A 20,520-nucleotide genomic window follows, 5' to 3' on the forward strand; every position below is an offset into this window, starting at 1 on the left:
CAAGCCGGGGACGAATATTCACCGAGTCTGCTAGGGGGTGTGATGGCCGCCAGGTTGCGCCTGCTGTCGGCTTTGTCTGCGCTGGTTGCGGCGGTGATCCTGGTGTGCCAGACCGGGCCGTCGGCGGGGTCGCAGGGCGGAGTCCTGCAGCTGGAGTCGACCGACCTGCCGATGACCAACGTGTCGACGACCATCAAATGGCCGGTGATCGAGACCACAGACCCGTCCCCGTTCGATCCGTGCCGCGACATCCCGCTCGACGTCGTCCAGCGAATCGGCCTGGCGTTCACGCCGCCGACCCCGGAGGACAGCTTGCGCTGCAAGTACGACGCAGGCAACTACCAGATGGCCGTCGAGGCGTTCGTGTGGCGCACGTACGAGGCGACGATCCCGCCCGACGCGCTCGAGCTCGACATCGACGGACACCGCGCCGCGCAGTACTGGATCATGAAGCCCACTGACTGGAACGACCGCTGGTGGATCACCTGCATGGTGGCGTTCAAGACGAGCTACGGCGTCATCCAGCAGTCGCTCTTCTACTCGCCGATCTACTCCGAGCCCGATCCCGACTGCCTGCAGGTCAACCTGCAGCGCGCCCACGAGCTCGCGCCGTACTACAAGTTCTGATCCGTAATCTGGTGCGGTGACCAGATTCCGCAGGTTCACCGGCCAGACCATCAGCCGTCTGCTGGGGCTTCCGCCCCACGAGACCGGCCACACCGTCGAACACGGACTGCGGGTCCCGATGCGTGACGGCGTCGAGCTGATCGCCGACCACTACGCGCCGGATACCGACCGGCCGGCAGGCACCTTGCTGGTGCGCGGACCCTACGGCCGCCGGTTCCCGTTCTCGACGCTGTTCGCCGAGGTGTACGCCGCGCGGGGCTACCACGTCGTGTTGCAGAGCGTGCGCGGGACGTTCGGCTCGGGTGGCGAGTTCACGCCGATGGTCCACGAGATGGCCGACGGCGCCGACACGGTCGACTGGCTGCGCGTGCAGCCGTGGTTCACCGGCTCCTTCGCGACCGTCGGGATCTCCTACCTCGGCTTCACCCAGTGGGCGCTGCTGGCCGATCCCCCACCGGAGATGAAGGCTGCCGTCATCACGGTCGGCCCGCACGACTTCAGCCAGTCGGCGTGGGGCACCGGCTCGTTCACCCTCAACGATTTCCTCGGTTGGAGCGCGATGGTCGCCCGCCAGGAGGAGCCCGGCCTGCTCGCGGCCCTCGCCAGGGAACTGCGTGGGCCCCGTGAACTCGCCCGTGCGGCCAGTGGCCTGCCCATGGGTGCGGCCGGGCGGCAGCTGCTCGGCAGCGGCGCGCCGTGGTTCGAATCGTGGCTCGAGCATCCCGAACGCGACGACCCGTTCTGGAAACTGCTGAGATTCGACGAGGCGCTGCAGCATGTCGAGGTGCCGATCCTGCTGCTGAGCGGATGGCAGGACCTGTTCTTGGACCAGACGCTGGAGCAGTACACCCAGTTGCACCGGCGCGGCGTGCAGGTCGCGCTGACGGTCGGGTCGTGGACGCACGGGCAGCTGATGACCAAGGGCGCGCCGACCGTGCTGGCCGAGTCACTGGACTGGCTCGGCACGCACCTGGCCGGGCGCCCGAGTTCGCGGCGCAGCCCGGTCCGGATCCACATCAACGGGGACGGCTGGGTCGAGCTACCCGAGTGGCCTCCCGTCATGCCGGAGCGGGAACTGTTCCTGCAGCCCACGGGGCGACTCACGGACACGCCGCCCGCACCCACCGCGCCGCCGTCGTCGTTCATCTATCACCCGGCGCGCCCGACTCCGGCCGTCGGCGGCCGCCAACTGGCCCGGCAGGGCGGCTACCGGGACGACACGTCCCTGGCACAGCGCAGCGATGTGGTGACGTTCACCGGGGACCCGCTACCGGCCGATCTGTATGTCGTGGGCACGCCGGTCGTCGAACTCGCCCACAGCTGCGACAACCCGAACAACGACGTGTTCGTCCGGGTCAGCGAGGTCGACGCCAAGGGCCGCTCCCGCAACGTCACCGACGCGTTCCGCAGGCGCACCGAGCAGTCCGGGACGATACGGCTCGAACTCGACGCCGTGGCACACCGTTTCGCGGCGGGCTCGCGGATCCGCCTCCTGGTGGCGGGTGGCTCGCACCCCCGGTTCGCCCGCAATCTCGGCACGGGTGAACCCCAGATCTCGGGCTCACGACTGGCCCGGGCCCGCCACACCGTGCATCACGGGGACGGCGGGGTCTCGCGTCTGCTGTTGCCCGCCGGTCCGCAGCCGCCGTCAGCCGACTGACTTGCGCACGCGCTCGGCGATGTCCGCCAGCATCGCGTCGTCGTGCACGGGTGTCCCCCACTCGGCCTTAACCGGAAGCTCGACCCAGCTCTTGCATCCCGCGTAGTCGGGGGTGCGCATCAGCCGGACCGGCGCGACGAGCGGGCTCACCTGCACCACGAGCACCGTGAGCCGGTGCTTGGGGCGGAAATCCAGCCGGTCGGCCCGCACCGATTCCGCCGTCCAGATATGCAGACCGGCCAGTTCGTCGACCGCATCCGGCCGGTTGACCTCAACGGCGCCAACCACTTTCGCGCCGGCCCGAATGGTCACCGCATCCTCGGTGCTGTCGCAGGCCGCGGCGGCGAGCAGATCGGCGTGTTCCGGCCTCACCCGCTCGGCATGGCTGTGCGCGATCGTCGGAAAGAACACGAACCGGGACGCGTTGACCTCGAATCGCTTCTCGTGGATGCCGCCCTTGCGCAACAGCACGGTCTGGCGCCCGTCGAGCAGCGCGTGTACGGCCGCGCTCCACTCCTTGAGCGCGGTCTGCGTGTCCGCGAGTGCGGTCACTTCGCCGCGAGCCGGGCCCGGACCTCCGGGCGGCGCAGCGGCGGGACGGTCTTGGGCGGTTGACGCCGCGGCGCCAGACCGTCCAGCAGACGCGTCGTGGTCGCGGTGACCTCGGCGACGGCGGCTTCGAACGCCTCGACGTTCGCTCCGGTCGGCCGCGTGATGCCGCTGACCTTGCGGACGTACTGACGGGCGGCGGCTTCGATCTCTTCAGCGGTGGCGGCGGGTTCGAGCCCGCGTAGCTCGGTGATGTTCCGGCACATACCCCCACGATAGGTTGACCTCATGACCGACACGCTGCTCATCGACACCACCGACCGCGTCCGCACCCTGACGCTCAACCGGCCGCAGTCCCGCAACGCGCTTTCGGCGGAGCTGCGCACCGCCTTCTACGGCGCGCTGCACGACGCGCAGGCCGACGATGACGTCGACGTCGTCATCGTCACCGGCGCCGACCCGGTGTTCTGCGCGGGGCTGGATCTCAAGGAACTCGGCGACACCACCGAGCTGCCCGACATCTCCCCGAAGTGGCCGGCGATGACCAAACCCGTGATCGGCGCCATCAACGGCGCCGCGGTCACCGGAGGCCTCGAGCTCGCCCTGTACTGCGACATCCTGATCGCCTCGGAGCAGGCGCGGTTCGCCGACACCCATGCCCGCGTGGGGCTGCTGCCGACCTGGGGCCTGAGCGTGCGGCTGCCGCAGAAGGTCGGCGTCGGCCTGGCCCGGCGGATGAGCCTGACCGGCGACTACCTCTCGGCCACGGACGCGCTGCGCGCCGGTCTCGTCACCGAGGTCGTCGCGCACGACGAGCTGCTGCCCGCCGCACGCCGCGTCGCGGCGGCGATCGTCGGCAACAACCAGGCCGCGGTCCGTGCCCTGCTGGCGTCCTATCACCGCATCGACGAATCCCAGACGAACCAGGGCCTGTGGATCGAGGCCGCCTCGGCCCGCGAGTGGATGGCGACGGCGACCGGTGACGACATCGCGGCCAATCGCGCGGCCGTGATCGACCGAGGCCGCGCGCAGGTGCGCTGACGGTGGACTGACGACCGCAGAAATCAGTGGACGCGGCGTGCTGCGGCGGGAATCCTGTGGCACGTGGACGATCCCGTCGCATGGCCTTCGCTGGCCGATCAGATCGACATCGCCACATCGCTGTTCGGCGAGCGCGGCGTCCGAATGGTCGGTGCCTGGCTCGCCGAACAGACGGCGCGGATCGACGACCTCGAGTTCGCCCGCACGTTCTCCGACCACATCACGTTGCCGGGGATCCGCCCTGCCGATTATGCGCATCGCCATCTCCGGACGGCCCGCGGCGATCTGATCGGCGGCATCCGGTTCTACTGCCGCGATCTCGCGCGGCCATTCGTCGAAGTGGTGGCGCACAGCTTCGATGACGTTGCGGCACTGGCTGATTGCGTACGAGCGGAATGGTCGGCGTTCACGCCCGGCTATCTGCGGTTACGGGCTCGGTCGGGCCGTATCACCGGGCAGGGTGTGGTGCTCGACGTCAGCATCCACGCCGCCCGCCACCGTGACATGACGGCGTGCGACGGCCGGGTCCGGTTGCATCCGTTCACCGACGCGCAGCAGGCCGTCGACCTCGTCAGCCGCCGCTACGAGCACCTCGCGGCCACCCAGCCTGCGTTGGCGCACAACATCACCCCCGCCGATCCGGCCGACATACGGCAATGGCACGACGACGGACGGCTGCGTGCCATCGAAGTGCGCGACGAGATCGTCGGAGCCATCGCCATCGTGCCCGGCGCGGTCGGCTGGCTGGGCGGCGACGAGGTCAACGAAGAAGTCATCAGCGCGGAACACTGCGGCCACGGGTACGCGGTGTCGGCCCAAACGGCTTGGGCCACATACGTTGCCACCGATCGCAGCCAGATGCTCGTCGGAACCATCGACCGCCACAATCCGGCCTCGCGCAAAACCGCCGAGCGGGCCGGGCGGCCACGCGTGCTCGACGACGTCTTCGTCGCTCTGCAGGGCCGGGTACGAGCCCGCTGACGCATGCGGGTATGTTGAATTCGATTGCGCCTAGGGTTCCGCCGGCCGTCCGCCCGGTATCGACAATCAGGACGGTTCGGGACTGGACCGAGCGGCGCCAGGACATCGGTCCTCAGCTGACGGGATAAAAGCCTGGAGGCTTCCTTAACCCGCGCCCCGCCATGGGGCCGACCCAAGGGAGCCGTTGGTGTCCGCACCGATCATGCTTGCAGTGCTCGCGTCCGCCCTCATGCACGCGGTGTGGAACTCACTGGCCCACGCGATACCCGACCGCCTCGTCGGATTCGCACTGATCGGGCTGGTCGACGCGGTGGGCGGTGCGGTACTCGCCGCCATCGGCGGCCTTCCGCCGGCCGGGGCCTGGCCCTTCATCATCGCCTCGGCGCTCGCACACGTGATCTACAACCTGCTGTTGCTGGCGAGCTATCAGCTCGGCGAGTTCAGCCAGATGTATCCGCTGGCACGCGGAACCTCACCCTGGCTGGTGGCGGTGATCGCCATGGTGTTTCTGGGACGCGAGATGCCCGTCACCGAGTTGATCGGCGTGCTGACCATCTCGGCCGGCCTGATCGGCCTGGTATTCCTCGGTGGCCGGCCGAATCGCAAGGACCTACCCGCGCTGGGGGCCGCGTTGCTCACCGGCGTGACGATCGCCGGCTACACCGTGATCGACGGTGTGGGCGTGCAGCATTCACCACTGTTCGCGTACGCCGGCTGGATGTTTCTGCTGCAGGGCCCGCCGCTGGCGATCCTTGCCGCGGTACGTCGCGGCCCACGGCTCGCCGGCGCCGTACGGGAGTGCGCGGTGCCCGGATTGGCCGGCGGGGCCATCTCGCTCGCCGCGTACACGATCGTGCTGGCCGCGCAGACCAGCGGCGCACTCGCGCCGATCGCCGCCCTGCGCGAGACCAGCATCGTGTTCGGTGCGTTGATCGGCTCGGTCTTCCTCGGTGAGAAGCTCGGCGCGCGGCGGGCCATCGCGGCCGGTGTGGTGCTTGCCGGAGTCCTGCTGATCAGCCTGCCGTGAGCGCGGGCGCCACGAGCTCGCGAAACCGCTGCTTCATGGTTTCGATGACAGCCGAACCTGCTGTCGCCCAGATCTTTTCGTTGAAGATCTCGACCTCGACATCACCCTGGTAGCCGGCATCGCGGACGAGCGCGGTGATCGCCGCGAAATCGATCACGCCGTCGCCCATCATCCCGCGTGACACCAGCGGATCGGGCATCATCGGCACGAGCCAGTCACACACCTGGTAGGAGCTGATCCGGTCCTGCGCACCGGCGGCCGCGATTCCGGCCGCCAACTCGGGATCCCACCACACGTGGAACGTGTCGACGACGACTCCGACCGCGGCGGGCGGATACGGCGCCGCCATCGCGAGCGCTTGACCGAGCGTGGAGATCACCGCACGGTCCGCACAGAACACCGGGTGCAGGGGTTCCAGTGCGAGCCGGACGTCGTGTTCGACGGCGTAGGGCACCAATTCGTCGAGCCGGTCGGCCACCCGCTGCCTCGCCGCAACCAGGTCACGGTCGGGGATGCCACCCACCACGAGCACCAGCTCGCGGGTCCCGAGGGTGGCCGCCTCTTCGATCGCTCGACGGTTGTCGTCGAGCGCGGCCGCCCCGTCCACACCGGTCAGGAAGCCGCCGCGGCACAGGCTGGATACCCGAAGCCCGTTGTCACGCACCAGTTTCGCAGCGGTGTCCAGGCCGGCCTCGGCCACCCGGTCCCGCCACAGTCCAATGGCTTCCACACCTGCTGCGGCACTGGCCTCGACCGCCTCGCGCAGCGTGAACGCCTTGGTGGTCATGGTGTTCAGCGACAGCCTGCCGTTGGCATCGGGACTCATGCCCGCACTCCGTTCAGTTCCAGGAAGGTCTGCATCCGGTGCACAGCCAGCGCCGGGTCGGTGAGCAGACCCGCCCGGTCTGCCAACGCGAAGAGTCGGGCCAGGTGCCCGACCGATCGTCCGCTCGCCAAGCCGCCGACCATCGCGAATCCGGGCTGATGACCGTTGAGCCAGGACAGGAATGCGATCCCGGTCTTGTAGTAGTAGGTGGGCGCGGCGAAGATGTGGCGTCCCAGCGCGCGGGTAGACTCCAGCATCTCGCCTGCGCCTTCGACGTTGCCCGCGTCGAGTTCCTGCAGTGCGGTCGAGGCGGCCGGGTAGATCGCGGCGAAGATGCCCAAGAGCGCGTCGGAATGCCCTTGTTCGTCGCCGACGATCAACTCCGGGTAGTTGAAGTCGTCACCGGTGTAGAGGCGCACCCCGGGCGGCAGGGCACGGCGCAGGGCGATCTCGTGATCGGCGTCCAAGAGCGAGACCTTGACGCCGTCCACCTTGTCGGCGTTGGACGCGATGAGATCGAGGAACGTTTTTGTAGCGGTGGAGATCTCGTTCGACCCCCAGTATCCGCGCAGCGCAGGATCGAACATGTCGCCGAGCCAATGCAGGATCACCGGCTGATCTGCAGCCGACAACACCTCGTTGTACACCGTCAGGTAGTCGGCGGGTGACTGCGCGACGCGGGCCAATGCGCGTGACGCCATCAGGATGACCTGAGCTCCCGCATCCCGCACAACCTCGACTTGCTCGCGATAGGCGTCGATGATCGTCGCGAGCCCGCTCGAACCCGACGGAATGTCGTCGAGCACAAGCTGATCGGTTCCCGCCCCGCATGCGAGCCGACCACCCACCGCGGCCGCTTCCCGGCCGCTGCGACGAATCAGCTCCCGCGTGGCGGCCCAGTCCAAACCCATCCCACGCTGGGCGGTGTCCATCGCGTCGGCGACGCCGAGACCGTAGGACCACAGCTCGCGGCGGTAGGCCATCGTGGCGTCCCAGTCGAGGTCGGCCGGGGCGCCGGGGGTGTTGTCGGCCAGTGTTCGGGGCACCACATGCGCTGCGGCATAGGCGATCCGCGACATGATCGGCTGTTCGGGCCGCCGCCACCGGCCCGGCTCGCCGAGCTCGACGCGGCGCATCTCGCCGTCGAGCGGCAGCGTGACGGTGATGCCCGTTTGGGTTGCGGTCACAGCACGATCTCCGGCACCTCGATGCGCCTGCCCTCGGCCGAGCTCTGCAGGCCCAATGCGGCCAGCTGCACACCACGCGCCGCCGACAGCAGACCGTAGCGGTGCGGCCGGCCGGCGAGCAGGTCGCGCAGATACTCTTCCCACTGCAACTTGAAACCGTTGTCGAGGTCGGCGTTGGCCGGTACGTCCAGCCACTGGTCCCGGAACGGCTCGGTGGCGGGAAGGTCGGGATTCCACACCGGTTTCGGGGTGTGGGACCGATGCTGGGCGACGCAGCGGCGCAGGCCCGCGACGGCCGATCCGTGGGTGCCGTCGACCTGGAACTCGACCAACTCGTCGCGGTGCACTCGCACCGCCCAGGACGAATTGATCTGCGCGACAATGCCGCCCGCCAGCTCGAAGATGCCGTACGCGGCGTCGTCGGCGGTGGCCTGGTACGGCTGATGGGCTTCGTCCCACCGGGTCGGGATGTGGGTCACGGCTTTGGCCGTCACCGCCTCGACCTTGCCGAGGATGCCCTCCATCACGTAGTTCCAGTGGCAGAACATGTCGACGGTGATGCCGCCGCCGTCCTCGGCGCGATAGTTCCAGCTCGGGCGTTGCGCGGGCTGGCCGTCGCCCTCGAACACCCAGTAGCCGAACTCACCGCGCATCGACAGGATGCGGCCGAAGAATCCTTCGTCGACGAGGCGACGGAGTTTGACGAGTCCCGGCAGGTACAGCTTGTCGTGCACCACCCCGGCGGTGATCCCGGCGTTCTCGGCCATCCGGGCCAGCTCGACCGCCTCGGTGAGCGTTTCGGCGGTGGGCTTCTCGGTGTATACGTGCTTGCCGGCCTTGATGGCGGCGGTCAGCGCCTCCACGCGCCGCGAGGTCACCTGCGCGTCGAAGTACACGTCGACCGTCGGATCGGCGATCACCGAGCCGAAGTCGGTGGTCCAGTGCTCGATGCCGTGTTCGGCCGCCATGTCGGCGAGCTTGTCGGCATTGCGCCCGACCAGAATCGGCTCGACCGCTACGCGGCTGCCGTCGTCGAGGGTCAGTCCGGAATCGCGCAACGGCAGGATGGACCGGACCAGGTGCTGGCGGTAACCCATGCGGCCGGTGACGCCGTTCATGGCGATGCGCAGAGTGCGGCGTGCTGTGGTTGTACTCATCGAGTGATGCCTTATCTGATACGCCGGCGAGCACCGGCAAGCGCGGTCGATTGACCTGCATCGCGCTGCGACTCCGATCGGAAGTCAGCGATGTCAGCACTTCGGAATGCGCTTTCCACGGTAAGCTCATGCGACGATCCGGTCAACCCCAACGAAGCGGGAGCACAGATGGCAGCAGTGACACTGCAGGACGTGGCCGCCCGTGCGGGCGTATCGCAGGCGACCGCGTCGCGCGTGCTCAACGGTTCGAGCCGGGTACCGGGTGTCGGCGTCGCCGATCGCGTGCGCGCGGCCGCCCGCGAACTCGGATATGTGCCGAATGCGCAGGCCCAGGCTTTGGCGCGGGCGTCGACCGGCCTGCTCGGATTGATCGTGCACGACATCGCCGACCCGTATTTCTCATCGATCGCCCGTGGCGTCCAAACCGCGGCCCGAACGGCTCGCAAGCAAGTGTTGCTGGCGAGCACCGACCGCGACTTCGACATCGAACGCGAATCGGTGAGCACGTTCATCGCCCACCGCGCCGACGCGATCGTGCTGGCCGGTTCCCGCCAGAGCGGCGATCTCGACCGCGACCTGGAGGCCGAGTTCGGGCGCTACCGCGCCAACGGCGGTCGCGTTGTCGTGATCGGTCAGCCGCTGGCGTTCGGCGGTGCCGTCGAACCCGAAAACTACTTCGCCTCAGCGGAATTGGCCGACGCCCTGATCGCGGAGGGCCACACCCAGTTCGCGGTGATCGGCGGCCCAGGCAGCATCCGCACCGGCGTCGACCGCCGCAACGGATTCGTCGAGGCACTCGGCCGTCGCGGCCTGACGCCGCTCGTGGAGGTATCGGGCGAGTTTACCCGCGACGGCGGCTACTCGGCGGCCCGCCGGCTGGCCGGGGCGTTGCAGATCAGCCCCGGCGCCCAGGCGGAGCCGGTGTGCGTATTCGCCGTCACCGACGTGATGGCGATCGGCGCGATCGCGGCGTGGCGCGATCTCGGGCTGTCGGTGCCCGACGACATCGGCATCGCCGGGTTCGACGACATCCCGACACTGCGGGATTACACGCCGAGCCTGACGACCGTCGTCCTGCCGCTCGAGGAGATCGGCAGGCGCGCCGTCGAACTCGCGCTGCGCACCGACACCGATTGCGATGACCTGCGCGAACGGATACCCGGGCGGGTGATCCTGCGCGACAGCACGCGGCTGCCCTGACCCGCCGGAACGGGCCGCAGAGCACAACGCCGTTGACAGTGTGCGCTGGGTCACGTTATGGTCGAGGCGCTTCGGAAAGCGCATTCCCAGATCGGGGCGAAGGCCCCGTGCCACTGCGACCTTAGGACTCATCCATGGCGGTAACCGCTTCGGCCGGTGTGCGCCCCTCCGGGTCCCCGGCCTCCGGGCCGGCACCCCGGCGTCGAACCTTCTCCCCCGCCCGGGCTTTCTCCCTGCAACGCACCGCCTCAGCGCTGTGGCGGCCGCTGGCGCTCGTCGCGGCGCTGCTCGCCGGCTGGTGGGCAGTCACCGAGGCGGAACTCGTCGCGCCCTACATCCTCCCCTCGCCGAGCGACACCTGGCGCACCGCCCAGGAGAACGCGGCATACCTCGCCCAGCACACCTGGGTGACCAGCTGGGAGACCGTGCTCGGGTTCCTCATCGCCGCAATCGTCGGCGAGTTCGTGGCCGTCGTGATGATCTACTCGGCCAGCCTTGAGAAAACCGTCTACCCGCTGATCTTGTTCGCCCAGGTGATCCCGAAGATCGCGATCGCCCCGCTGTTCATCGTGTGGCTCGGCTTCGGCCCGACACCGAAAATCCTGGTGGCCGTGCTGATGGCGTTCTTCCCGATCGTCATCTCGGGCCTGGCCGGCCTGCGCTCAGTGGACCCCGAGATTCTCGAACTGACCTCGACCATGGGCGCCAGCCGCTTCAAGACCTTCCTCAAGATCCGCTTCCCGGCATCTCTGCCGCAGCTGATGTCGGGTCTCAAGGTCGCGGCCACGCTCGCGGTGACCGGTGCCGTGGTGGGTGAATTCGTCGGTGCCAACGAAGGTTTGGGTTATGTGATCCTGCAGGCCAACGGCAACGTCGACACCGCAATGCTGTTCGCCGCACTGATCATCATGTCCATCCTGGGCATCGTGTTGTTCGCGATCATCGAGGTCGCCGAAAAGCTGCTCATCCCATGGCATTCGTCCCGCCGCACCACCAAGTCCGCAACCTCCGCCTGACCGACCCAGGAGTTAGAGTCATGATCTTTTCCCGACGCCGCGCCACCGCCGCGCTGGCCTGCACCGCAGCCCTCGTCCTCGCCGGATGCGGCGGCGGCGACGCCGAAAACGCCCCCGCCGCAGAGGGTTCGGCCACACCGGCGACCCTGATGCTGAACTGGTATCCGTACGGCGAGCACGCCCCCTTCTATTACGGTGTGCAAGAGGGTATCTTCGCCAAGCACGGCATCGACCTCACGATCGATGCGGGCCAGGGCTCCACCAAGACGGTCCAAGCGGTCGGCTCGCAGCAGGCCGACTTCGGTTGGGCCGATACGCCCGCCGTGCTCACCAACATCGACAAGGGCGTCAAGGTCAAGAGCACCGGCGTGTTCCTGCAGACCACGCCGTCGGCGGTGCAGGTGTTCGCCGACTCGGGCATCAACGAGCCCAAGGATCTGGCGGGCCGCACCATCGCGGTCTCGGCCGGAGACGCGCCCACCACGACGTTCCCTATCTACCTGGACAAGGTCGGGGTACCCGCCGATCAGGTCACGCAGCAGAGCCTCGATGCGGCGGGCAAGATGTCGGCGATGCTGTCCGGCCGCGTCGACGGCCTGATCGGGTTCGCCCACGATCAGGGGCCCACCATCGCGAACAAGAGCGGTCGCGAGGTGCGCTACCTGAAGTACTCCGACGCCGGGCTGAACTTCTACAGCAACGGCCTGATCGCCAACACCGAAACCATCGGCGACAAGGCCGATCTCGTGCAGTCGATGGTCGACGCCACCAGTGAGGCGTTCACCGCGGCCGCCGCCAATCCAGAGGCCGCCGTGCAGGCGATGGCCGGTAAGGACCCGCAGATGCCGCCCCAGGAAGTGCTGCTCAACCAGTGGCAGCAGACCATCCCGCTGTTGAGCACCGCGGCGACCACCAACCAGCCGCCGGGCACCAACGCCGAGGAAGACTGGACCACCACGATCACCACGCTGACCGACGCCGGATTGCTCAAGACCGCGAAAGCTCCTGCGGAATACTGGGAATCGTCGTTCGCCCCGAAGCCGGCACAGTAGTAGGAGCCGATCGACATGACCACTGCCACCATCACCGCACCTGGGACCACGGTGACCGCCGAAGCCGCTGAAGCCATCACAGTCGACAACCTGTCCGTCCGGTTCGCTTCCAAGCGAGCCACGGTGACTGCACTCGAAGACATCGACCTGCGGGTGGCCGACGGTGAATTCGTCTCCATCGCCGGCCCGTCGGGCTGCGGCAAGTCCACGTTGCTCAAGGTGATCGCCGGGCTGACCGACGCCACCTCCGGCGAGGTCCGGCTGCGCGGCAACCGCGTCCGCGGTCCGCAACGCGAGATCGGCTACGTGTTCCAGCGGGCGGCACTGCTGGAGTGGCGCTCGGTGCGCCGAAACATCCTCCTGCAGGCCGAGATGCGCGGGATGCCACGCCAGGCCGCCGCGCGGCGCTGCGACTATCTCATCGAGATGACCGGCCTCACCGGCTTCGAGAACGCACTGCCGCACGAGCTGTCCGGCGGTATGCAGCAACGAGTTTCGCTGTGCCGGGCCTTGCTCCACGAACCTGACGTGCTCCTGATGGACGAGCCGTTCGGCGCGTTGGACGCACTGACCCGCGAGAAGATGAACGTCGAACTGCACCGCATCTGGCGCGAAACCGGCACGACCGTGGTGCTGGTGACGCACTCGGTCGCCGAGGCCGTGTACCTGGCCAACCGGGTCGTGGTCATGAGCCCGCGGCCCGGCCGGATCGTCGAGATGCTCGACGTCAACCTGCCCGCCGAGCGGGACTACGCCGAGACCATGGAACGCCCGGAGTTCATCCGCGTCGCCAACCGCGTGCGTGATCTGCTGGGCAGTTCCAGCGCCGCCGACTGATCCTTCACACCGCGAGCGACCGTGTTTGTACGCGACACGCCGCACTTCTGCGTACAAATGCGGTCGCTCGCGGGGGGCAACGGGTCAGTCGGCGGTCCACCGCGTCCCGGTCTGTTCAGCGGCGAGGTCCTCGACGCTCATGCCGTCGACCAGCCGGTCCAAGGCACCGGTCATGGTGGTGCAGTCGCGGGCGGGGTGATCGGTCGGGCAATGCAAGGCGTGCGTCAGGAACTGTTGTGCGCCTTGCGCTTGGGCGATCACCCGGTCCAGTTCGGCGATCTGCTCACGTACGGTCTGTCGCCACTGTTCGCTCGGCGCGTCGAGTACCGCGGCCGCGGTGTCGAGCGGCAGCCCCAACCGGTGCACGATCTTGAGAAACGCGAGCCGGCGCAGTTCGTCGGGGCCATACATCCGCTTGCCGCCCCGACGCATCCGCGGGCACACGAGCCCGCGCTCGTCGTAATACCGCAACGCCGACGCGCTCATCTGCAACCGCGCCGCCGCCTCGCCGATCGAAATCACGTCCATCCCGCCATTTGACTTCAACCCAGCTTGAACCGGCAAGGTCGAAGCATGAATGCCGCGCTTGCGATCAACCACCACGCCGACCATCCCGGCTTCTCCGGGGTGACCGGCGTGCTGTTCGGGGTCATGTTCATGCTCGTCGGCCGCGCCAAAGCCAAGCTTGCCGCCCGCGTCGCCGACGTCTCCCCCGCCGATCACGTCGTCGACGTGGGATGCGGGCCGGGCACCGCGGCCCGCGTCGCGGCTCGCAGCGGTGCGCGCGTGACAGGCGTCGACCCGTCCGCCGCGATGCTGCGCGTAGCGGGCTTCGTCACCCGAAAGGGCGACATCGCGTGGAGGGAGGGCACGGCAGAGGACGTGCCCGTCGAGGACGGCACCGCGACCGTTGTCTGGGCGCTGGCCACCGTGCATCACTGGCAGGACGTCGACAAGGCGGTCGGCGAGGCACATCGGGTGCTGTCCCCCGGCGGACGGCTGATCGCGATCGAGCGGCAGTCACCGGTGGGCGCGACGGGCCTGGCCAGTCACGGCTGGACGCAGCAACAGGCCGAGTCTTTCGCCGCGCTGTGCCGCGACACCGGTTTCGACAACGTGTGTGTGGGCACGCATGGAAGCGGCCGAGGCGCCGTGTGGATTGTCAGTGGGACGCGGCGCTGACGAATCCACCGCGCGAGCGACCACTGCTGTACGGAAAGCCACGGCGTGTTGCGTACAAACACGGTCGCTCGCGGTGGGAACTATGCAGTGCCCGGCACGAGCCAGCGGCCGGAGAATGCGCGCCAGCCGACGAAGACCAGTCGCAGGACCATGAAAGTGCTCAAGCCCGACCAGATGCCGAGCAGACCCCACCCGAACGCGAGTGACAGCCAGATCAACGGTAGAAAGCCGATCAGTGCACTGATCAGCGTGGCATTGCGCATGAACTTCGCGTCACCGGCGCCCAGCAGAACCCCGTCGAGTGCGAAAACGATTCCGGCGACGGGCAGTTGCGCGACGAGGAACCACCATGGCACGCCGATCGCCGCGAGCACCGATTCGTCGTTCGTGAACACCGGCGGCAGGATCGACGCACCGACCGCGAACACCACCGCGAGCACGACACCGGCCAACGCCGAGAACACCGTGACGCGCCAGGCCACCGACTTGGCGTGGGCGAGCTGGCCCGCGCCCAGCGCCGCCCCCACCAGCGACTGCGCGGCGATGGCCAACGAATCCAGGACCAGGGCAAGGAAACTCCACAGCTGCAGGACCACCTGGTGCGCGGCCACCGCGGCCGCGCCGAACCGGGCCGCCACCGCACCCGCGGACACGAAACACGCCTGAAAGGCCATGGTGCGCAACAGCAGATCGCGGCCCATCACGAGCTGAGCCCGTAGCACTGCGGGCTGGATTCGCAGGTTCACCTTCTCGGCGAGCAGTGCCCACATGAAGAGCACCGCGGCCAGCCACTGGCCGACGAGGTTGGCCACCGCGGACCCGGGCAAGCCCATCCGGGGCAGGCCGAGCCAGCCGTAGACCAGCAGCGGGCACAACACCGCCGACACCGCGAAGCCGAACACCACGTAGCGCAGCGGGCGTACGGTGTCCTGCACGCCGCGCATCCACCCGTTTCCTGCCAGCGACACCAGAATGGCCGGGGCGGCCAGGATCGCGATGCGCAACCACGGCAGCGCCGCTTCGGCGATGTCGCCACCGGCCGCGAGCGCCGAGACGAGCGGCCCGGCCACCGCCTGCACGACGATCACGATCGCCAAGCCGAGGGCCAGCGCGAGCCAGGTGGCCTGCACGCCTTCACCGACCGCAGCGGGCCGGTCGCCCGCACCATAGAACCGGGCGGAGCGGGCCGTGGTGCCGTAGGACAGGAATGTCAGTTGTGAACTGACCAGGCTCAGGATCAACCCACCGATGGCCAAACCGGCCAGGCTGACCGCGCCGAGACGCCCGATGATCGCGATGTCGAACAGCAGATAGACGGGTTCGGCGGCCAGCACCCCGAGTGCGGGCAGGGCCAGACCCGCGATGCGACGGCTCGTGGCCGGGGCGACGGGCAGGTCGCCCTCCGGCTCAGCCAAGAGCTTGCGTGAGTGCCTGCACGACGTCGTCGGCCCGGCCCGTGGCCGAGTACCCCGCCGCATGCGGGTGTCCGCCGCCGCCGAACGAACTGGCGATCTGGGCCAGGTTGACCGACTTGGCCCGCATGGACACCGACCAGTGCATCGGTTCGATCTCCTTGAACACCGCGGCGACCTCGGCCTGCTGTGTGGTGCGGACGATGTCGACGATGCTCTCGACTTCCTCGGGGCGGGCGCTGGCCCACTCGGAGTGCGCGACGACGGCGTAGACGAAACCGCGGCCGTCGACGGCGTCGGGCAGCAGCCGGGCCGACGCCAGCACCCGCGACAACATCGGCAGCCACGCGAACGGGTGGGTGTCCAGCAGGGTGCGACTGATGGCGGCGTTGTCCACGCCGAGTTCGACGAGCCGGGCCGCGAGCCGATGCGCACGTGCGGTGGCCCACCGGAACGAACCGGTGTCGGTGGTCAGCCCCGCGTAGAGGCAGTGGGCGACCTGCTCGTCGATCGGCTTGCCCCAGGCGTCGAGCAATTCCGCCACCAGCATCGTGGTGGAATCCGCGGTCGGATCGACGTAGTTGGCGCTGCCGAACAATTGGTTGGACGCGTGATGGTCGATCACGAGCACCCGGCGACCGTCCTCGGCGAGATCACGCAGCGCGCCGAGCCGGTTGACACTCGGAATGTCCACCGTGACAACCAGTTCGGCGTTGTCGCGCATCGTCTCGGGTGCGACCAGCAGATGACCGCCCGGCAGCGTCTGCAGTGACTCGGGAAGCTCGGCGGGAGCCGCGAACGCGACTTCGACCTGCTTGCCGGCACCCTCCAGGACCTGGGCGAGGGCCAGCCCGGCGCCGATCGTGTCGGCGTCGGGATAGACGTGACAGACCACACTGACGCTCGACGCTTCCGACAGCAGGTCGGCGGCCTGGTGTGCGTTGACGCGCACGCCAGGAACTATGTCAGTCGTCCGATCGGTCGTCGTCACCGGCATCCTCAGCGTTTGCCCCGTCTGCTGGCCCGTTATCCTCCGCCCCGTTCACACGGTACGGGTCGGCGTCGCCGGCGTGCGTGGCACCCTCCCGAACTCTGGCGACTTCCTCGTCGGCGGCCCGCGCCCGGGCCAGCAGCTCCTCCATCCGGTGGGCCGCGTCGGGCACGGTGTCGCGGACGAACGCCAGAGTCGGGGTGAACCGGACACCGAGGCTGGCCCCGGCCTTCGAGCGCAGTACGCCCTTGGCCTTCTCCAGCGCCGCCGCGGCACCCTCGTAGTCCGGGGCGTCGTCGAGCGTCGCACCCATCACCGTGTAGTACAGCGTGGCGTCGTGCAGATCCCCCGATACCTTCGCATCGGTGATCGTGACCCCGGCGAGACGAGGATCCTTGATCTCGTACTCGATGGCCGAGGCCACGATCGTGGAGATCCGCTTGGCGAGTCGTTTCGCACGTGCAGGATCAGCCACTTCTAGGTACGTGCTTTCTCGACGAGCTCGTACGTCTCGATGACATCGCCTTCCTTGATGTCCGAGTACGTCAGCGTGAGACCGCATTCGTAACCGTCGCGCACCTCGGTGACGTCGTCCTTCTCGCGGCGCAGCGAGGACACCGTGAGGTTCTGGGCGACCACCACGTTGTCGCGGAGCAAACGCGCCTTGGCGTTACGCCGCATGATGCCCGAGGTGACCAGGCAGCCGGCGATGTTGCCGACCTTCGACGACCGGAAGATGGCGCGGATCTCGGCGCGGCCGAGCTCCTTCTCCTCGTAGACCGGCTTGAGCATGCCCTTGAGCGCGCTCTCGATCTCGTCGATGGCCTGGTAGATCACCGAGTAGTACCGGATCTCCACACCTTCGCGGTTGGCCAGTTCAGTCGCCTTGCCCTCGGCACGGACGTTGAAGCCGATGATGATCGCGTCCGAGGCCGACGCCAGGTTGACGTTGGTCTCGGTGACGCCACCGACGCCACGGTCGATGACCCGCAGCTCGACCTCGTCGTCGACCTGGATGCCCAGCAGGGCCTCCTCGAGCGCCTCGACCGTACCGGCGTTGTCGCCCTTGAGGATGAGGTTCAGCTGGCTGGTTTCCTTCAGCGCCGAATCCAGGTCCTCGAGGCTGATGCGCTTGCGGCTGCGTGCGGCCAGCGCGTTGCGCTTGCGCGCGCTGCGCCGGTCGGCGATCTGGCGGGCGATGCGGTCCTCGTCGACGACCAGGAAGTTGTCACCGGCGCCGGGCACCGACGTGAAGCCGACGACCTGGACGGGACGCGACGGCAGTGCCTCTTCGACGTCCTCGCCGTGCTCGTCGACCATGCGGCGGACGCGGCCGTAGGCATCGCCTGCCACCACCGAGTCGCCGACCCGCAGCGTGCCGCGCTGGATGAGCACGGTCGCGACCGGTCCGCGGCCACGGTCGAGGTGCGCCTCGATCGCCACGCCCTGGGCCTCCATGTCGGGGTTGGCCCGCAGGTCCAGTGCGGCGTCGGCGGTCAGCACGACCGCTTCCAGCAAGGCCTCGATGTTGGTGCCCTGCTTGGCCGAGATGTCGACGAACATGGTGTCGCCGCCGTAATCCTCGGGGATCAACCCGTATTCGGTGAGCTGACCGCGGATCTTCTGCGGGTCGGCACCTTCCTTGTCGATCTTGTTGACCGCGACCACGATCGGCACGTCGGCGGCCTGCGCGTGGTTGATGGCTTCCACCGTCTGCGGCATGACACCGTCGTCGGCCGCGACCACGAGGATCGCGATGTCGGTGGCCTTCGCACCGCGGGCACGCATGGCGGTGAACGCCTCGTGACCCGGGGTGTCGATGAAGGTGATCGGCCGGACGGTGCCGTCGAGGTCGACCTCGACCTGGTAGGCACCGATGTGCTGGGTGATGCCGCCGGCCTCGCCCTCGCGGACACTGGCGTTCCGGATGGTGTCCAGCAGTCGGGTCTTGCCGTGGTCGACGTGGCCCATGACGGTGACCACCGGCGGGCGGACCTCCAGGTCCTCCTCGCCGCCTTCGTCCTCGCCATAGGTGAGGTCGAAGGATTCCAGCAGCTCACGGTCCTCGTCCTCGGGCGAGACGACCTGCACGACGTAGTTCATCTCACTGCCGAGCAGCTCGAGCGTCTCGTCACCGACCGACTGCGTCGCGGTGACCATCTCACCGAGGTTGAACAGCGCCTGCACGAGCGACGCCGGGTTGGCGTTGATCTTGTCGGCGAAGTCGGACAGCGACGCACCGCGGGCCAGCCGGATGGTCTCGCCGTTGCCGTGCGGCAACCGCACGCCACCGACGACCGGCGCCTGCATGTTCTCGTATTCGGCCCTCTTCGCCCGCTTCGACTTGCGGCCACGCTTCGGCGCACCGCCGGGACGACCGAACGCACCGGCGGCACCGCCGCGCTGGCCGGGACGGCCACCGCCGCCACCGCCACCGGGACGACCACGGAAACCGCCGCCACCGGCAGCTGCGCCACCGCCGCCACCGGCACCGCCGCCGCGGTAGTTACCGCCGCCACCGCCACCGGGACGACCGCCTTGACCTGCACCGGGGCGGGGTCCGCCGCCGGGACGCGGTCCGGGACGGGGTCCGCCACGACCGGGCGCACCCGCACCTGCGGGACGCGGCGGCATGTTGCCGGGAGACGGCCGCGGGCCGCCGCCCGGACGCGGAGCGCCGGGACGGGGCTGCGGCCGCGGGATCGGACGCTCCGCGGGCTGCTGCGTGGAGAACGGGTTGTTACCGACACGCGGGGCACGCGGCGCGGGCTTGGGCGCCGGACCTGGCCTCGGGCCGGGCGTGGCACCCGGAGTCGGGCGCGGCGCCGGGGTGGGCGTCGCGGCCGGAGCGCTCGCGGCGGGCGCGGGCGCGGCAGGCGCAGGCGCGCTCGGCGCGGCCGGGGGCTGCGGCGCAGCGGGCTTGGGTGCCGACGGCTTCACCGGCGCGGACGGCGTCGGTGCGGCGGCCGCGGGTGCGGGCTTGGCCGGCGGGCCCGGCCGCGCTGCCGTGGACGGCGTCGGGCCGGACGGCTTGGGAGCCGCGGCAGCACCGTTACCGGCGGCCGGCTGGCTACGGGGTTTGTCATCGGCTTTCTTGCCGGCCTTCGAATCAGATTTCGTGCCGAACGTTTCGCGCAGCCGACGCGCGACCGGCGCCTCCACCGTGGAGGACGCCGACTTGACGAACTCGCCCTGCTCTTTGAGCGTTGCTAAGAGTTCTTTACTTGTGACACCGAGTTCCTTGGCCAACTCGTGTACACGGGCCTTACCTGCCACTACATCTCCTCGTCTGGAGGCAACAGCGGTGGTAGGCGCCGCGCCTCGGGTTTAGCTATGACGCATGGTCATCGGGACTTCACGGTGTGCTCATGTTCTTCGCTACCTGTTCTCTTGACCGGGGTGGTCGGGCGTCCCAAGTCTCTCGACGAAGGCGACCACCGCGGATGTATCCGGTGAACCGGTGATTCGCAGTGCTCGTGCGAAGGCCCGCCGCCGGACTGCCACCTGTGCGCACTGCTGGTCGGGGTGCAACCAAGCACCTCGCCCGGGCAGGCTTGCCGTGGTGTCAACGGTGACGGCGCATTCGCCGTTCCCGTCTGTCACTGCGACTACACGAAGCAGTTCGGCGGCCAACTCTCGCTTCCGGCAGCCGATACATGTCCGCACCGGTCCGGCAGGGGTGCCGGGGCTGCGTTCACGCGTCGAAGCCGGAGTCTCGCGCTGGATCACGGCTGAGTCTACCGCCCCATGCCTTGTGATTTGAAACGCCGGTCAC

General features: G+C 68.7%; 21 protein-coding genes. 10 read left to right on the forward strand and 11 right to left on the reverse strand.

Annotated elements, in window-relative coordinates; translation table 11 throughout:
* The first annotated feature begins 42 nt into the window (after positions 1-42).
* Together ACOI2T_RS21930 and ACOI2T_RS21935 are read left to right on the forward strand one after the other, a co-directional pair.
* Complete coding sequence (locus tag ACOI2T_RS21930; RefSeq protein WP_067852527.1) at positions 43-627, forward strand: DUF3558 domain-containing protein; 585 nt, start codon at positions 43-45, stop codon at positions 625-627.
* A gap of 16 nt (positions 628-643) precedes the next feature.
* Entirely contained in the window at positions 644-2,287 is a 1,644-nt protein-coding gene (locus ACOI2T_RS21935) for a CocE/NonD family hydrolase (RefSeq protein WP_409503532.1), read from the forward strand.
* Here ACOI2T_RS21935 and ACOI2T_RS21940 read toward each other — a convergent pair.
* A complete protein-coding gene (locus ACOI2T_RS21940; RefSeq protein ID WP_409503533.1) occupies positions 2,276-2,839 on the reverse strand; it encodes a DUF1802 family protein in 564 nt (187 codons plus the stop codon). The genes ACOI2T_RS21935 and ACOI2T_RS21940 overlap by 12 nt on opposite strands.
* On the reverse strand, positions 2,836-3,102 hold the full coding sequence (locus ACOI2T_RS21945; protein ID WP_409503694.1) for a DUF2277 domain-containing protein: 267 nt from the start codon (positions 3,100-3,102) through the stop codon (positions 2,836-2,838). Before ACOI2T_RS21945 ends, ACOI2T_RS21940 begins: the two co-directional genes overlap by 4 nt.
* A gap of 22 nt (positions 3,103-3,124) precedes the next feature.
* Here ACOI2T_RS21945 and ACOI2T_RS21950 point away from each other — a divergent pair, with 22 nt between their 5' ends.
* The 3 genes from ACOI2T_RS21950 (at position 3,125) to ACOI2T_RS21960 (ending at position 5,885) form a co-directional block, all read left to right on the forward strand.
* Positions 3,125-3,877: an enoyl-CoA hydratase gene (locus ACOI2T_RS21950; RefSeq protein WP_409503534.1), complete on the forward strand. Its 753-nt coding sequence runs from the start codon at positions 3,125-3,127 to the stop codon at positions 3,875-3,877.
* 63 nt (positions 3,878-3,940) lie between these two features.
* Positions 3,941-4,858 carry a GNAT family N-acetyltransferase gene (locus ACOI2T_RS21955; protein ID WP_409503535.1) on the forward strand — a complete coding sequence of 306 codons (918 nt, stop codon included), beginning with the start codon at positions 3,941-3,943 and terminating at the stop codon, positions 4,856-4,858.
* Positions 4,859-5,045: 187 nt separating this feature from the next.
* On the forward strand, positions 5,046-5,885 hold the full coding sequence (locus ACOI2T_RS21960) for an EamA family transporter (protein ID WP_409503536.1): 840 nt from the start codon (positions 5,046-5,048) through the stop codon (positions 5,883-5,885).
* Here ACOI2T_RS21960 and ACOI2T_RS21965 read toward each other — a convergent pair.
* From ACOI2T_RS21965 to ACOI2T_RS21975, 3 genes are read right to left on the reverse strand one after another with little or no spacing between them, the layout of a single operon-like run.
* Positions 5,872-6,711: a sugar phosphate isomerase/epimerase family protein gene (locus ACOI2T_RS21965; RefSeq protein WP_409503537.1), complete on the reverse strand. Its 840-nt coding sequence runs from the start codon at positions 6,709-6,711 to the stop codon at positions 5,872-5,874. The two genes, ACOI2T_RS21960 and ACOI2T_RS21965, sit on opposite strands and share 14 nt — an antisense overlap.
* The gene (locus tag ACOI2T_RS21970; protein ID WP_409503538.1) at positions 6,708-7,898 is read right to left on the reverse strand and encodes a dihydrodipicolinate synthase family protein; all 1,191 of its coding nucleotides are present in this window, start codon (positions 7,896-7,898) and stop codon (positions 6,708-6,710) included. The genes ACOI2T_RS21965 and ACOI2T_RS21970 overlap by 4 nt, the downstream gene beginning before the upstream one ends.
* Positions 7,895-9,055, reverse strand: a complete 1,161-nt coding sequence (locus ACOI2T_RS21975; protein WP_067852511.1) for a Gfo/Idh/MocA family protein — start codon at positions 9,053-9,055, stop codon at positions 7,895-7,897. The genes ACOI2T_RS21970 and ACOI2T_RS21975 overlap by 4 nt, the downstream gene beginning before the upstream one ends.
* 168 nt (positions 9,056-9,223) lie before the next feature.
* Between ACOI2T_RS21975 and ACOI2T_RS21980 the strand changes: the two genes are divergently transcribed.
* The 4 genes from ACOI2T_RS21980 to ACOI2T_RS21995 all read left to right on the forward strand — a co-directional run bounded on the left by ACOI2T_RS21980 (position 9,224) and on the right by ACOI2T_RS21995 (position 13,160).
* On the forward strand, positions 9,224-10,255 hold the full coding sequence (locus ACOI2T_RS21980; protein ID WP_409503539.1) for a LacI family DNA-binding transcriptional regulator: 1,032 nt from the start codon (positions 9,224-9,226) through the stop codon (positions 10,253-10,255).
* A 134-nt stretch (positions 10,256-10,389) separates the two neighbouring features.
* The gene (locus ACOI2T_RS21985) at positions 10,390-11,271 is read left to right on the forward strand and encodes an ABC transporter permease (RefSeq protein WP_409503540.1); all 882 of its coding nucleotides are present in this window, start codon (positions 10,390-10,392) and stop codon (positions 11,269-11,271) included.
* Between the two features lie 20 nt (positions 11,272-11,291).
* Positions 11,292-12,323 (forward strand): ABC transporter substrate-binding protein, encoded by a 1,032-nt coding sequence (locus ACOI2T_RS21990; protein WP_067852505.1) that lies wholly within the window; start codon positions 11,292-11,294, stop codon positions 12,321-12,323.
* Positions 12,324-12,338: 15 nt separating this feature from the next.
* The gene (locus ACOI2T_RS21995) at positions 12,339-13,160 is read left to right on the forward strand and encodes an ABC transporter ATP-binding protein (protein WP_409503541.1); all 822 of its coding nucleotides are present in this window, start codon (positions 12,339-12,341) and stop codon (positions 13,158-13,160) included.
* A gap of 84 nt (positions 13,161-13,244) precedes the next feature.
* Here ACOI2T_RS21995 and ACOI2T_RS22000 read toward each other — a convergent pair whose 3' ends face one another.
* A complete protein-coding gene (locus tag ACOI2T_RS22000) occupies positions 13,245-13,688 on the reverse strand; it encodes a MerR family transcriptional regulator (RefSeq protein ID WP_085148128.1) in 444 nt (147 codons plus the stop codon).
* Positions 13,689-13,733: 45 nt separating this feature from the next.
* On the opposite strand from ACOI2T_RS22000, the gene ACOI2T_RS22005 reads away from it, so the two are divergent.
* Positions 13,734-14,342 carry a class I SAM-dependent methyltransferase gene (locus ACOI2T_RS22005; protein WP_421874312.1) on the forward strand — a complete coding sequence of 203 codons (609 nt, stop codon included), beginning with the start codon at positions 13,734-13,736 and terminating at the stop codon, positions 14,340-14,342.
* Positions 14,343-14,422: 80 nt separating this feature from the next.
* On the opposite strand, the gene ACOI2T_RS22010 is transcribed toward ACOI2T_RS22005, so the two are convergent.
* The 5 genes from ACOI2T_RS22010 to ACOI2T_RS22030 all read right to left on the reverse strand — a co-directional run bounded on the left by ACOI2T_RS22010 (position 14,423) and on the right by ACOI2T_RS22030 (position 20,474).
* On the reverse strand, positions 14,423-15,757 hold the full coding sequence (locus tag ACOI2T_RS22010) for an MATE family efflux transporter (protein WP_409503543.1): 1,335 nt from the start codon (positions 15,755-15,757) through the stop codon (positions 14,423-14,425).
* Entirely contained in the window at positions 15,750-16,751 is a 1,002-nt protein-coding gene (locus ACOI2T_RS22015) for a DHH family phosphoesterase (RefSeq protein ID WP_409503544.1), read from the reverse strand. The genes ACOI2T_RS22010 and ACOI2T_RS22015 overlap by 8 nt, the downstream gene beginning before the upstream one ends.
* Positions 16,720-17,220, reverse strand: coding sequence for a 30S ribosome-binding factor RbfA (gene rbfA / locus ACOI2T_RS22020; RefSeq protein ID WP_409503545.1), 501 nt, complete (start codon positions 17,218-17,220; stop codon positions 16,720-16,722). Before rbfA ends, ACOI2T_RS22015 begins: the two co-directional genes overlap by 32 nt.
* Positions 17,221-17,222: 2 nt before the next feature.
* Entirely contained in the window at positions 17,223-20,021 is a 2,799-nt protein-coding gene (gene infB / locus ACOI2T_RS22025) for a translation initiation factor IF-2 (RefSeq protein ID WP_085148120.1), read from the reverse strand.
* Positions 20,022-20,123: 102 nt separating this feature from the next.
* A complete protein-coding gene (locus ACOI2T_RS22030; protein ID WP_110883755.1) occupies positions 20,124-20,474 on the reverse strand; it encodes a YlxR family protein in 351 nt (116 codons plus the stop codon).
* Positions 20,475-20,520: the final 46 nt, after the last annotated feature.

Origin of the sequence: Mycolicibacterium wolinskyi str. Jessa 2025, assembly GCF_049241375.1 — a bacterium.
Lineage (GTDB): Bacteria > Actinomycetota > Actinomycetes > Mycobacteriales > Mycobacteriaceae > Mycobacterium > Mycobacterium wolinskyi.